General features: G+C 56.7%; 11 protein-coding genes and 1 tRNA gene. 4 read left to right on the top strand and 8 right to left on the bottom strand.

What is annotated here, in order from left to right:
- Positions 1-3: 3 nt before the first annotated feature.
- Positions 4-909, bottom strand: coding sequence for a type II CAAX endopeptidase family protein (locus BUA15_RS11605; RefSeq protein ID WP_072716160.1), 906 nt, complete (start codon positions 907-909; stop codon positions 4-6).
- A 183-nt stretch (positions 910-1092) separates the two neighbouring features.
- Here BUA15_RS11605 and BUA15_RS11600 point away from each other — a divergent pair.
- From BUA15_RS11600 to BUA15_RS11590, 3 genes are all read left to right on the top strand, one after another.
- Positions 1093-1165: transfer RNA gene (locus BUA15_RS11600), tRNA-Arg, on the top strand.
- 73 nt (positions 1166-1238) lie between these two features.
- Complete coding sequence (locus tag BUA15_RS11595) at positions 1239-1877, top strand: 3-keto-disaccharide hydrolase (RefSeq protein WP_072716159.1); 639 nt, start codon at positions 1239-1241, stop codon at positions 1875-1877.
- 119 nt (positions 1878-1996) lie between these two features.
- Positions 1997-2194 (top strand): hypothetical protein, encoded by a 198-nt coding sequence (locus BUA15_RS11590; RefSeq protein WP_072716158.1) that lies wholly within the window; start codon positions 1997-1999, stop codon positions 2192-2194.
- Positions 2195-2249: 55 nt separating this feature from the next.
- On the opposite strand, the gene BUA15_RS11585 is transcribed toward BUA15_RS11590, so the two are convergent.
- From BUA15_RS11585 to porU, 4 genes are all read right to left on the bottom strand, one after another.
- Complete coding sequence (locus BUA15_RS11585; protein WP_072716157.1) at positions 2250-3563, bottom strand: dicarboxylate/amino acid:cation symporter; 1314 nt, start codon at positions 3561-3563, stop codon at positions 2250-2252.
- 130 nt (positions 3564-3693) lie between these two features.
- Positions 3694-4932 carry a hypothetical protein gene (locus BUA15_RS11580; RefSeq protein ID WP_072716156.1) on the bottom strand — a complete coding sequence of 413 codons (1239 nt, stop codon included), beginning with the start codon at positions 4930-4932 and terminating at the stop codon, positions 3694-3696.
- A gap of 98 nt (positions 4933-5030) precedes the next feature.
- Positions 5031-6191 (bottom strand): type IX secretion system outer membrane channel protein PorV, encoded by a 1161-nt coding sequence (gene porV, locus BUA15_RS11575; protein WP_178139419.1) that lies wholly within the window; start codon positions 6189-6191, stop codon positions 5031-5033.
- A gap of 75 nt (positions 6192-6266) precedes the next feature.
- Positions 6267-10265, bottom strand: a complete 3999-nt coding sequence (gene porU, locus BUA15_RS11570) for a type IX secretion system sortase PorU (protein WP_245772030.1) — start codon at positions 10263-10265, stop codon at positions 6267-6269.
- A 292-nt stretch (positions 10266-10557) separates the two neighbouring features.
- Between porU and folD the strand changes: the two genes are divergently transcribed.
- Positions 10558-11439 (top strand): bifunctional methylenetetrahydrofolate dehydrogenase/methenyltetrahydrofolate cyclohydrolase FolD, encoded by an 882-nt coding sequence (folD, locus tag BUA15_RS11565; protein ID WP_084660591.1) that lies wholly within the window; start codon positions 10558-10560, stop codon positions 11437-11439.
- 178 nt (positions 11440-11617) lie between these two features.
- Here the strand turns inward: folD and BUA15_RS11560 are convergent, their stop codons facing one another.
- The 3 genes from BUA15_RS11560 to BUA15_RS13790 all read right to left on the bottom strand — a co-directional run.
- Positions 11618-12100: a hypothetical protein gene (locus tag BUA15_RS11560; RefSeq protein WP_143149613.1), complete on the bottom strand. Its 483-nt coding sequence runs from the start codon at positions 12098-12100 to the stop codon at positions 11618-11620.
- A gap of 25 nt (positions 12101-12125) precedes the next feature.
- Positions 12126-12404 carry a hypothetical protein gene (locus tag BUA15_RS13795; RefSeq protein ID WP_143149612.1) on the bottom strand — a complete coding sequence of 93 codons (279 nt, stop codon included), beginning with the start codon at positions 12402-12404 and terminating at the stop codon, positions 12126-12128.
- Positions 12405-12566: 162 nt separating this feature from the next.
- On the bottom strand, positions 12567-12986 hold a 420-nt coding region (locus BUA15_RS13790; protein WP_218587560.1), incomplete at its 5' end, for a hypothetical protein.

Raw genomic sequence — 12986 nt, 5'->3', positions numbered from 1 at the left:
AGGTTATGTCATAAAGCGAGCGCGCCGCTCAAGCCGGTAGCATACCCAGCTAAAGCCGATCAGTCCCAGCCCGACCAGATACCAGGGCACGGTCAGGTGCTCCAGATCCTGCCAGGACAGCTTCGGATGATACTCGGCATACGCAGCCAGGAGCACCGAAAATGCATTGTTGGCGAGATGAACGGCCACGGCGCTCCAGAGACTGCCGGTACGCCAGACCAGATAGGCCAGGTATACGCCCAGTACGCATAAGGGTAACACCTGGGTAAGCCGCAGGTGGTACAGGCCAAAGACAATTCCAGAGAATAGCACGCCGCCAAGGGCTCCCAATCCTCGTTCGGCCTGCCGCTGCACATACCCCCGGAACAACACTTCTTCGCAGAATGAAGGCACTACAGCCAGCACAAGCAAGTTGACGACGACCGGAAGTCCTCCCTGCAGCGCTGCTTCGATAAGTTCCATCTGCATCGCGTCCAGCGCCCGCCATGACTCGGGCAGCGGCAGCGCCTCGTTTACGCGTCCCAGCCATTGCACCACCGGCATCAAAAAGGCCAGGCCCAGCAACGCCCATCCCAGATCGCCTGCCTGAATGGGCCGCAACCGCAGGAAACGCTGCGCCTCACGGGTATGCAACAAGGTCAGCAGCCAGGCCGGCAGTGCCAGCCCCAGTACCTGTCCGGCTGTGTTAGCCAGCATGAGCAATCCAGGCTGCCCGCGCATCAACTGCGGCAGATCCATCAGCACAGACAGCTCATATCCAAGGCTCAGCACTCCCAGCACCAGCACCAGCGGGCTGATGACCAGTTGAAACAGCACAAACGCCAGCAACAATCCCAGGATTGCCGTCAGCAAGGGAGGCCACTGGGCCCGCTCTAAGGGACCATTTAGCCAGGCACTGCGATGCGTCATAGATTCTGCCGTTCGGTTCTCTGGCACGAAGATACGGCAGCCAGTCTTGCCAGGAAAGCCAGCGGGGCCGGGAACGCCGTCCCCCCTCCAGGCGTATCCTCGCCGCGTGCGCAGGAAGTGCTCTTCACGATGAATGCATAGACGAAGACCGAAGCGCACGCCTATATTTTGGCCTGATCTCAGGCGCCCGTAGCTCAGTGGATAGAGCACCAGCCTCCGGAGCTGGGTGTCGCAGGTTCGAATCCTGCCGGGCGCACTCCAAAGCCGGCTCTTACGAGCCGGCTTTTTTATTTTATCTTACAGTAACCCACCCACAACAGCATACTTCCATGCGTTTGCTCCATCTTCTGCTGCCGTCGCTGCTGGCCTCAATGCCTCTTTTTGCCCAGGACACGCTCTGGACTCCTTTGTTTAATGGAAAAAATCTTGACGGCTGGCAACACGTCGGTGAAGGTCGTTTCGTCGTCGAAAATGGCCTGCTCAAAACCGAAGGGGGGATGGGGCTGCTCTGGTACACGCGCCAGCCGTTTGGTAACGTTGTCATTCGGGTGGTGTATCGAAATCCTGGTGGTAAAAATTCAGGAGTATTTATCCGGATCCCAGAGCCTCCTACAGAGCCCTGGATGCCCGTCAATCGCGGCTATGAGGTGCAGATTGATGATCACGGAGATGCGTATCACTGCACCGGTGTACTGTATTCCCTTACCAGAGCCCGTGCCCGTCCTGCGCGTCCGGGGCAGTGGAATGTGATGGAAATTACGCTGGATGGCCCCCGCACGATGGTGCACGTCAACGGTGTGCTGGTCACCGACTATACGGAGGGCGATCCAGTACCGCCCAAACAAGCCTGGTATGAACCAGACCGCGGGCCGCGCCCCCTGAAAGGCTATATTGGCCTGCAAAATCACGGTCCAGAGGATGTTGTTTACTTCAAAGAGATCAGTGTGCGTCCGCTGCGGCGACGTTGAAATGCGCCGAGACTGGGCAGATCAATGCGCCAGAAGCGCATGTTTTTCCATGAACATACCTGCACTTTTTTATCAGAAAGGATTTGACTAAGGACTGGATAGTTCAGGAGGCGGGCTCTATGGAACGTCCCAACGAACGAATGGCCCAGGCTTTTCGGCAGCTTTCCAACCAGTTGAATGAACTGTCAAAGCGGCTTCGGGTGGTCTCGGAGCGGATGGGCTGGATTGCCTACCGCCACTTTAACTGCCCGCTGGGCGAAAGCGACATGGCCTGCCGCATCTGGGTCCGGTTCCGGCAGTATACAACCCGCAACTGATCCTCCACTTCATCCCCGCACGGCACGCGATGCCGGGAAGCGCCTTCCTGGGTGGTCAGGAGGCGCTTCTCGTTTCAGCTACGGGCATCACCAACTGGCCTTCCGTAGCGGCTACTACGGTAGCTACGGTCAAATCACCGGTTACATTCGTTACCGTGCGGCACATGTCCAGGACCCGATCTACGCCCAGGATCAGCGCAATCCCTGCACTGGGAACCCCGACCGACTCCAGAATGATCACCAGCATTACAATCCCGGCGCTGGGGACCGCAGCCGTACCGATCGACGCCAACACGGCCGTGAGCAGAATCGTCAATTGCGCGCTCAGGTCCAGCCCCAGGCCCAGCGTCTGGGCAATAAACACAGCGGCTACCGCCTGGTAAAGTGCCGTCCCATCCATGTTAATCGTAGCGCCAAGCGGCAGCACAAACGAGGATACTTCCTCCGAGACCCCCAGATTCTTTTCCGCGCACTCCATGGTTACCGGCAGCGTTGCCCCACTCGAGGAGGTAGAAAACGCTACGAGCTGGGCCGGGACTATACCCGCAAAGAACGTTTTCAACGGCACGCCGGCCAGCACCTTGAGCAGCAACGGGTAGGTCCCGAGCATCTGAATTAGCAATCCCAGCACAACAGCCAGGCTGTAGTAGCCCAGCGCCGCCAGCAGCTCAAAAACCTGTTGCAGGTTGTCGCGCGCAATAGACGTGATGGTGTCAGCCAGCAGTGCAAAAACGCCAATGGGCGCAATGCGCATGATCAACTCTACCAGGCGGATAACCAGGGCATTGATGCCATCGAAAAAGGCAATAACCGGCTGCGCCTTTTCCGTTGGAATCATCAAAAGCCCAATGCCCGCAAACAGCGCAATAAAAACAACCTGCAACATGTTGCGGTTGTTGGAAGCGGCGCTAAAGACGTTTTCCGGCACAATGTCCACCAACACCTGCAACGGCCCTCGCTGGCGGGCCTGCTCGGCCAGCTCCGTCCGCGCCTCCACATCGGCTTCATACGCTTGCTGAAGGCGTGCCCGCATTTCAGGAGGCACGGCATGCCCCGGACGCAGCACGTTGACAATCCCCAGGCCAATCGTAATGGCCACAGCAGTCGTAGCTATATAGATGGCAATGGTCTTGCCCCCGATGCGGGAGAGGCGCTTCAGGTCGAACAGTGACGTTACCCCCACAATCAGCGAGGCCAGCACCAGCGGAACGGCTATTAACTTCAACAGGTTGATAAAAATCGTTCCGAATGGAGCGATCCAGCGCGTTACAAAACCACTCCAGCCCTGCGCCGCCGCGAGCAGACCAAACAACAGGCCCAGCAGCAACCCAATCAGAATCTGCCAGTGCAGCTTACGATACCACGGCATTGTGCACCTGGTACTTTAACTTCCCGGATGATGCCCAAAGAACCAAAATGCCACGTACGATTGCAAGCCCTTCCATCCATTGTTCTGTAAAAAAGCCTGGCCGCCGAAGCCGGCCCACTGCCCCGCAAATTCAGGCTTCAAGCTTCAGATCCCTGCGCAGGGATTTGCTTTTACTAGGTTTCCATATGTACTGATCAACAAAGTAGTGATGCAGCGGAAAACCTATCAAAAAACCTTTCAGCAACGCATCGGTGTTCAGTTCTCCAAAAAGAGGCACTTCGCTGGTAATTACAAACGGGGCGCAGCCCGGATGCACGTCAAGCGTACAACCCAGCAGCCGAAAAATCGCTGCAAAAAAGATGGCGCACCCAAAATAGGTGAGCAGACTGCGCGAAATTTTTGGCGCCAGTCCAAACTGACGCGGATCTACGCCGGGCCGGTGATACCGATTGCGATGGTGAAACCAGACGATTGCATGATACTGGATGTCGTGAAAGATAGTCACAAACGCTCCAAAAGCCAGCAATGGCGCTGTGAGAACGGCCGGGGCATAGCATATGTACACATGGAGAGGTACCACGGCCAGCATAAACAGGATCTTCGGCAAATTAATAGGCTCACCGCGAATTATCCTGACGAGCTGGCGTATCCCAAAGACAACGGCCAGTGTGCCGACAGCGGCTGCGGTAAACGCCACCACCCATTGCTCCCAGGTAACCGCCTGCAGGTAGTTCAGGTCAAACAGCGCCGCCAGCCGGCTACCATGCGGTAGCGGCGGGTAATCCGGAAAGGCTTCGGGCAACCCAAGCCCTCGCCGAGCTTCTGGATGACGCACCACAAAAGCCAGAAACGGTAACAACAGTCCTCCATACAGCAGCGCACTGTCAATGCGATAGTCTATGCGATCCAGGTCATTGTTTTTTCGATGGTAGAGTCGCATGAACCCATAGTGCTGCCGCACCACATGCCAGTAGGCCCACAGGCCAAAAAATACCAGAAAGGCCTTCCAGGGAAGCTGATAGTTCTCTACGCCCAGATGGTACAACCCCCAGGAAACCAGGATCATGAACGGACCAGCGGCAAACCAGAGCAGACTCCAGGTGAGTAGCTTCTTGCGCTGGCGAAATTCCTGCTTGTCCAGATAGGTTCGGCTGATGGTTCCAAAGAAGTGCGGACTGTCAAGAAAAATAACCCATAGAAACCAGATCGTGATCATGTCCCAGCCGAGACCGGCATGCATGAAAAACAGCAAATAGCCGGCCAAGGCTCCTCCAATGAACCAGAGCAGATCTGCCCGCTGATTGATGATCCAGTTGACTGAAACGCGCGGCGCCAGCACATGCGCCGCCGTCATCAGGCGCAGGCGCATCGGATCGTCTTCATCGGGTAAGCCTATGAAAACTATGAGGTAAATAAAAAAGCGCTTGCCCGAAAGGCAAGCGCCTGATTGGTCCACTGCTAGCCCTCTTACTTCTTAAAACTCAGCAGCAGCGAAAAACGCATGGTATTGGCCAGCGGGTGGTTTTCCTTGAGGGCGTATACGTAAGAGAAGTCGACACCCAGGATATTGTAGCGCAGCCCCGCCCCGAACGTCAGAAACTGCCGGTTCCCATTGTAGGGGTTCTCATAGAAGAATCCTCCCCGCAGCGCGAAGAGCTGGTTATACCAGTATTCCAGCCCCATCCCGATCATAAGCTGCTCAAAGATATTCAGCGTGCGGTACTGCGCATCTTCCTCGTTGAGCGCATTGGTGCGCACTTTGATCGGCCGCCAGGCTGTGAAGATTGCCTTGTAAAACGGATCGGCCCGGGATCCTGTTGAGTCGCTGCGCACCCGAATGAGCAGCTTCGTGAAGTCGTTGGCGAACGTGATCCGATTGTAGGGATCCAGGTCAATGGTAAAAGCATAGCCGAAGCGCAGATTGGTCGGAATGGGGTCCTTCTGAGCGCCATCGGAGTACTGGATCTGGGGCCCCATGTTGTTCAGGTTGAAGCCCACCGAGAACTGCCCTTTTGCCTGTCCTCCCAGGCTGAATGGTTCGGTTCGGTACAGCAGACCCAGATCCATGCCGAAGGACTTTCCTGCTTTGGTTTCGCGCCCTTCGACTTCAATACCCGAGGCCAGATTGGAGTAGATGTACCGGATACCTACCCCCAGGGCCAGGCGCTCGTTGATTGGATAGCCGTAGGAGACGCCCACCGCGATGTCATACGAACGGAAGGTACCGAGCGGATTGTTGTTTTCATCCCGCCATTCGTGCTCTCCCATGTTGAGCAGCGTCACATGGGCTCCCATATTTCCCAGCTTGCCCACCGAGAACCGTCCGACTACGTATTCATAGTACAGGCCTGCATTGAATTCCGGCAACCAGTTTGAATGCGTCAGGGACACTTCAACGGCTGCCGGTTGGAAAGCAAGGCCTGCGGGATTCCAGAACAAGGCGTAGGCGTTGTCTGCTACGGCTACTCCGGCATTCCCCATGCCGGCCGCCCGGCTATCCGGTTCTATCTGCAAAAACAGGACAGCCGCTCCTCCTACCTGAGCAAGCGCGGGTTGCCCTTGCCCCAGCCCCAGTGCAAGCCCCAGCAGTGCGCAAAACGTGCGCAGCGTGTGTCGCATCGTACGCATAACGTTCTTCTGTTTTGAGGAATAACCCATTGTTTTCCGGTCAGGTTCTATAGTTTAAACAAAAACAGGACCAGTTCAGCGAATAATCGCCAGACGGTCCATATGTTCGGCCACCTGGCGCGAGCCGTCTGGCCGTTCAATTTCTACGCGCAGGCGATACAGGTAAATACCGGTAGCCAGCGGATCGGCATCTTCATCCCGTCCATCCCAGGGGATGATGACCATGTTGGCAGGCAGCACGCCGGTGGGGAGCGTCTCTATACCATCGAGCGTGCGCACGGGTCGTCCGGCCAGCGTATAGATGCGCACCTGCACGCGGGCCGGCGTACCGGCCGGCTGGTTATGTTCGAACACGAAGCGGGTGGGGCCCGTCGTGGGGTTCGGGTAGTTGAACACGTTTCGAAGTTCGAGCTGCTCATCATCGCTGATGATAAAATCCAGCGACGCAGTGCTCACATTATTCAGCACATCCCAGGCGCGTACGGTAAGCGTATGCGGTCCGGGCTCCAGATCTGTCAGCGTCCACTCCACCCGTCCGCGTTGATAGGAGTTCGGTTCACTTCGAAACGCGCTGCTCAGATTTTGCGCCCGTGCTTCGTCCCCGTCGATGATCAGCAGCAGTTCGTGGCCCAGTCCTGCCCCTACCGTGTTGATACCGGACGCATCGTACAGGTGCACAATCAGGCGAGGATTCGGGGGGACCAGTCCTCCTGAGACAAACGTCGTATCATTCAAGTACAGTCGGATCTCCGGGCCGTCGCGGTCGTCCGGAATAGAGGCGGCTGTGCCACCGACCACAAAGCCTTCCGTAAAGCCTGCCGCGTGGCTTTCGAAGTTGTGGGCATAGGCAGAGATGCGACCGTGCCGGTTGCTATAAAGGATATCTTTGGGAACGACAAAGGTAGCAGTAAAACGCCCACCACGCACGTCAACCTGTCCACGCCAGATGAGGTCTTCGCGTACCAGATAGTATGGCGTGGGCATGTAGCGCCAGTAGGGTAATGGTTTTTGCCGTTCGGCATCAAAGACCGTGAGCGTCACCACTCCGTCGAAGCTTGCGTCCGGCTGCCCGGTGGCCTCCTGCACATAGCCCTGTACCGTCACGCGCTCCAGCGCCCGCATGGGCACAGGTTGCTCAGGATCAGGGGGTTGATTGTTGATACTTTCGACAACCAGGCGGCGGCTCGGGAAGCCTATGCGTAGCGTCGGGTCGCCCAACAGGTTAAACCGCCGGTTGTTGTTCTGCAATCCAGCCCGCGTATTCTTCATGCGGCGCAACGCATCCCCCAGGCGCGGCATTTGCCCATCGGGTTCTGGCTGCAACAGATACCTGTTGAGCATGCGGTTCAGTCCTACGTTCAGCACGCTGGTATCCGGTGAGGTGTAGACCAGACGGACGGCGCTGAAGACCGCTACAGCGCCCCCATTAGGATTGAGCAGCAAAACTTCTCCTCCACTCTGCGTCTCGGTCATGTCCCACCGTCCCCAGGTGCAGGTGGCCGTGATAAAAATGGCCAGGCGATCCCGGTTGGACAGCGCAGCCGCATCCTCTTTCGTAAAGATCTCTTCCTGCGCCAGCACATCACTGCTGCCATGCCCGCTATAGTTAAACACCAGCGTGCCCTCTTCCAGCACCCGCAGAATGTCACGCCGAGCGTCCGGGATGCGCCAGATGCCCATAAACACACGTGGGTACGACACGGCGTAAATCTTTTGCACATCAATGGCCGGGAAGAACTGCTTTACTTCTTCAGCGACTACGTCGATGTTCTGCACGTGCAGATCCAGGTCGTTTTGCTGGGCGGCCACCCCGGTCGGGCCGTCGTCGGCGACAAAGGTGTAGCGCAGCCGCCAGGGCCCGTAGGTTTCTGGACTTTCATACCGAAAGATTTTGGTCAGGATCTGCTGCGCCTCTTCCGGCGTCTGCACGGGCAGGCGACCGATGCCCAGGTCCAGTCGTTCTGTGCTGTAGGCCCCTGCGCCGTAGTCGATCCACAGCCCCTCGTTGTCATCGAGCAGCCCGAAGTAATCATCACTCGTGTAGGAGTTAATCGGGTGATAGGAGTCGACCGTCTCGTAAGGAGGCACCCAGTTTTTGAGCGTCGGCTTTTGCCAGAGCTCGCGGTAGTTGTAGTGTCCGTCGCCAAACAGCAGTGCGTAGCGAAGCAGCGAGGATTCGTCGGGCGCGCGGTCGTAGAGAAACTTCAGATAGTCGCGCACAGCCCGCATGTCGGGCACCCCACCTGAAAATTCGTTGTAGATCTGCTCGACGGTCGCCACGACCACCCGCAATCCCTGCCGGCGCCGGTGCTCAGCCAGCTGTTCGGCGTAAACGCGGAACGTGTCGGCCGTAATGATGGCCAGGTCCGGGTAGAAATCAATGCCGTGCAGGTTCTGGTTGGGCACGCGGCGGGCCCCTGCTGGATCCAGCGGGCGCACGGCCGCCGGTGTGAAGGCCACCAGTTCGCGGGGACGTTCCGGATCGTTGCAGACGACCTGGACGCGGTAACCGCCGGGAGCCGGTCGCACCTCCAACCGCACAATGGTGCCGGGATCGGTCACGTCCCACACCTGGGGCGGTTCGCTAAAGCCTTCCAGCAAGAACGCAAAGGTGCCGGTCTGACCCGGCGGTGTAAAAAAGCGCAGATAGTCTTCGGTAGCGACCAGCCGCATGGGATAGAAGACGCGCAGCCACTCTAGGGCTGCCCGCGGATCGCCGCCGGGATTCGTCAGGGTCATTTCCAGCTCTAGCGGGGCAGCCGTAGCCAGTGCCTGCGTGAACGTCACCTCGGCAGCGCGTGCGACTGGACTTTCTGGATCCGGAAAGGTAACGCCTGCAGAAACGCGCGCAAGTTCCTGTCCACGTGAGATAAAACGAACATACGCTGCAGGATTCGACTGAATGGCGACGCGAGCGCGGTAGGTAACCGTCCCGGCCGTCAGCCCCGGCGGCAACACGCCTTCTAAAATGCGCAATCGGCCAGCCGGACTAATCGGGACGCTCACCCAGGTCAGACCACTTCCCTTGCCCTCTGCGATTCCTTCCTTGCTCCAGAGAAAATCTTCGGGATCAACCACGTAGCGTCCAGTCAACTGCGTAACCGGCCGGGCGTCCGGAGCGTCTGGGAACGGAAGGGTCGCGATCTGACGCCCTGCCTGCGCCCCTATTTTCAGAAAGTAGTAGTTTGCGTTTGAAAAGGGATGGGTGTAGTGCTCCCATTCCCCGTGTTGCGCATTGTAGCGCCATCCTTGCACGCCAGCCGCATAGAAGATCAGCGCATCGCCTTCATCAAAGGAGCCATCGTCGAGTCCGACGCGCCACACCGGATTTTCGATCAGGTCGACCGGCCGGGGCGCGCTGTTCAGGGCTGGCAGCGGCCGTCCGCCGTTGCCATAGAGTTGCAACCGACGCGGATCGATCTCGTCTACTGAGCGCCCGACCAGGGCCAGCAGTTCGGCCAGCGTGGCCCGGTCGATGCGGTAAAGGCCTTCTTCCCGAACCGGGAATTTTACGATTAACCCTTCAGCCAGCACGCTCTGCGTCACCTGCAGGTGGGGGTTGTCGGCGGGTTGCAACCCGGTGCCTAACACCGAAGCCTGTGCTACGGGGTAGCGCAGGCGCACCTGCAGACGGCGATAGCGCCGGAGCACCTGTCGAGCTTCATCATAAACCAGCAGCCGCGCGCTAAGCGTACCGGCCGGCCGGCGTCGTTCCATCCCCACCCCCACCACTTCAACAGGCGGCTGGTTGAGCCAGGCCGCCAGCGAGGCGCCCTGCTCGTCCAAACGCAGCGGCACTTCCTCGTAGTCGGCCGCGATGAGATCAACGCGGGGGGCAGCCAGTATCGGAAGCCAGACCGTTTCGGACGTCTCCCAGGCACCGCCGGTAGCTGCCACGACCGCCTGCCACGAAAGCGTCTGCACGCCGGCCGAGTCAAGCGCAGCAGCCAGCGGCTGCGACCAGTGCGCTACCACTTCCAGCACTTCGCCCTGGGGCGCCCGATCCAGGGAACGGATCTCGACGGGCTGCGCTGCAACCGCCAGCACCAGCCCGCATGCCAGCAGACAGGCCACGCCCCTGCGTATACGCTTGCTCCAGGTCTGCACCCTCGCCTTCATCGTTCTGGCATCCTGTTGGATGCCGCTTCAAGATGACCAACGTGGTAGCCTCTGTTGCGATACGCAGGAGCCGAAAGGTGAATGGGTTACCTTTTGTTGTTGTGTCAAAGTTATCGACCGATCTATTTCAAGGTCAAGTCTGCTGGCGCTTTTTTGCATTTCCTGAAGGTTTCGCATGCTTATGACCCGGCCTGTTCCGTAGTTTATAGCGACCGGATTTCATCCAGCGAAACGAACCGCAGGTATCGTGGCCCAGATTATCGACGGCAGAGCAATTGCCGCCCAGGTGCGCGCCGAAGTAAAGGCAGCGGTTGAGGCATGGGTGCAGGCCGGCCATCGCCCGCCCTATCTGGCCGTCATCCTGGTGGGCGACAATCCGGCCTCGGCCTCTTACGTACGCGGCAAGACCAGAGCGGCGGCTGAAGTAGGCATTGCCAGCGATACGCTCCACTTCGACCCGTCGATCTCTGAAGCAGCCCTCCTGGCCGAAATCGCGCGCCTGAACGCCGACGAGAACGTGGACGGCATTCTGGTGCAGCTTCCCCTGCCCGACCACATTAACCCCAGCCGCGTGCTGAACGCGATCCGTCCCGACAAGGACGTGGATGGCTTTCACCCGGTCAATGCCGGCCGCCTGCTGCTGGGGGAGCCCGGTTTTGTGCCCGCCACACCGGCCGGCATTCTGGAGCTGCTCCGGCGCAGCGGGATCGAAACCACCGGCAAACACGCTGTCGTGGTGGGCCGCTCCAACATTGTAGGGCGTCCGCTGGCCGCCCTGCTCTTGCATCGCGGGATCGATGCCACCGTTACGGTCTGCCACAGCCGCACACGCAACCTGGCCGCGCTCACCCGGGCGGCCGACATTCTGGTCGCCGCCATCGGACGCCCCCGCTATATTACGGCCGACATGGTGCGCGAAGGGGCCGTTGTCATCGACGTGGGCATCAACCGGGTAGACGATCCCGGGCATCCCCGTGGCTACCGCCTGGTGGGCGACGTGGACTTCGAGGCCGTCGCAGACAAAGCGAGCTGGATTACGCCAGTGCCCGGCGGCGTAGGCCCGATGACGATTGCGCTGCTCCTGCGCAACACGTTGCATGCTGCCCAGCGGCGTTACCCGTACCCATAATCCCGCAGGCCGCCGCCCCGACACCGCCCACCCGATCACCGAACAAGGCCAGCCGGTGAGCGCCACCGCCCCCCCTTCGGATCATCGACCGGTGGGATCAGGAGCAACCCCGCCTTCAGAAAGGACAGGCCGTCTCGGCTCTTTCTCCTCTGAGATTATGAGGCGCCATTTTTTCGATCTATCCTGACGGTGACGAATCACCTGCTTCAATATCAGGAAAAAATGGATGATGGCGCTTTGTTTTTTTACATCCTACTTTCCACATATAATAGATCCATACATACGATATGATGAATATACTTGCAATCCCAAAAGCAATAATGATAAAATCTGTTTTATCGTTTATAACAGACAATATGTTGTCCAGATCATTAAATATTAGCCTAAGAAAGGCTATTAATGATAAAACGGTCGCAAAAAAGAAATAAACATGCTTATTCTTTGATTTCTGCTTTCCAAGTAATTCCAGATACGATTTCAAAGCCATCACACCTATAACAACAAAAGTTGAAGTATTGATAGCTGAAAACATAATGTCATAGAATCTAACAGATCTATCATAATAATGAAAAACAAACCTGGTGATGAGAAGAAAAATTACCATTCCCATCCACGTAAAGATAACCCGCAATGCAGGTTTTCTCTTAATCTGGGACATCATGCTATTCATTCGGGCCACATACCTTTCATTCCACATCAATCAATTCGGCACAAACTCTTAAATAATACTCATTATTCTGACAATTTGTATAATTCTGTTGGCACCAACGGGTGAGATCTACTTTGTAATCATTTTTTGTTTCTAATAGCCAGATTATCAGGGATGCAACCACACCGTAAGGTACTCCTACTACACAGCCGGCGACACCCCCGAATAACCCTCCTATCCCACACCCCTCCAATACACCCTTTGCAAATGCCACAAGCACTCCTTCCTCGGTCCGATAATCTCCAATCTGCGGCATGCTGTTGAGCTCACACGTCGCATTCTGCTGCGCCAGCCGAAGCCAACCGCTTCCACCCAGCATACCCCAACACGCCATGCCCCCGCTACAACCCGCCTCGTTCAATAACGCCCGAACCACCGACCCAAACGCCTCTACCCATGCACTGCACCTCAGGCTCTTTTAATGTGCTGATTCCATCCGTTTTTGTATTCGATAAACAAGACAAAATGCCAAGAAAAACATAATAAATATTATGGCAAAAAGTGTAATTGATATAATTGTATAATCTGCAGACAATATATGTGTGATTCGAATAATAAAAAACAAAATACTCCAAAAATAATAAGTGGTTATGGTAGACCAGAATAAAACATCTTTGTTTGAATTTAAAGCTAAATCAATCTTTTTTGTAAGTGCAGCTATAATTAATAATTCAAATGATATAAAGAAAGAAACGATTCTTGCTGTGTATAATGGACGGATTAGAATATGCATAATATCTCTTCTATCCTCATACAATAAACCATTAAGCATTCCATAGATTCCTGCAATGAGAATAAATACCAGAGTAATGCGAAGCACATATCTATTGGAGAAAAC

It is taken from the genome of Rhodothermus profundi (assembly GCF_900142415.1).
GTDB lineage: Bacteria > Bacteroidota > Rhodothermia > Rhodothermales > Rhodothermaceae > Rhodothermus > Rhodothermus profundi.
The sequence above is the reverse complement of the archived record's forward strand: the minus strand, read 5'-3'. Positions and strand labels throughout refer to the sequence as shown.

Coding starts and splice junctions, on each gene's coding strand:
- BUA15_RS11605 (WP_072716160.1), bottom strand. CDS start 909: ATGACGCATCGCAGTGCCTGGCTAAATGGTCCCTTAGAGCGGGCCCAG.
- BUA15_RS11595 (WP_072716159.1), top strand. CDS start 1,239: ATGCGTTTGCTCCATCTTCTGCTGCCGTCGCTGCTGGCCTCAATGCCT.
- BUA15_RS11590 (WP_072716158.1), top strand. CDS start 1,997: ATGGAACGTCCCAACGAACGAATGGCCCAGGCTTTTCGGCAGCTTTCC.
- BUA15_RS11585 (WP_072716157.1), bottom strand. CDS start 3,563: ATGCCGTGGTATCGTAAGCTGCACTGGCAGATTCTGATTGGGTTGCTG.
- BUA15_RS11580 (WP_072716156.1), bottom strand. CDS start 4,932: ATGCGCCTGCGCCTGATGACGGCGGCGCATGTGCTGGCGCCGCGCGTT.
- porV (WP_178139419.1), bottom strand. CDS start 6,191: ATGCGTACGATGCGACACACGCTGCGCACGTTTTGCGCACTGCTGGGG.
- BUA15_RS11560 (WP_143149613.1), bottom strand. CDS start 12,100: ATGATGTCCCAGATTAAGAGAAAACCTGCATTGCGGGTTATCTTTACG.
- BUA15_RS13795 (WP_143149612.1), bottom strand. CDS start 12,404: ATGCCGCAGATTGGAGATTATCGGACCGAGGAAGGAGTGCTTGTGGCA.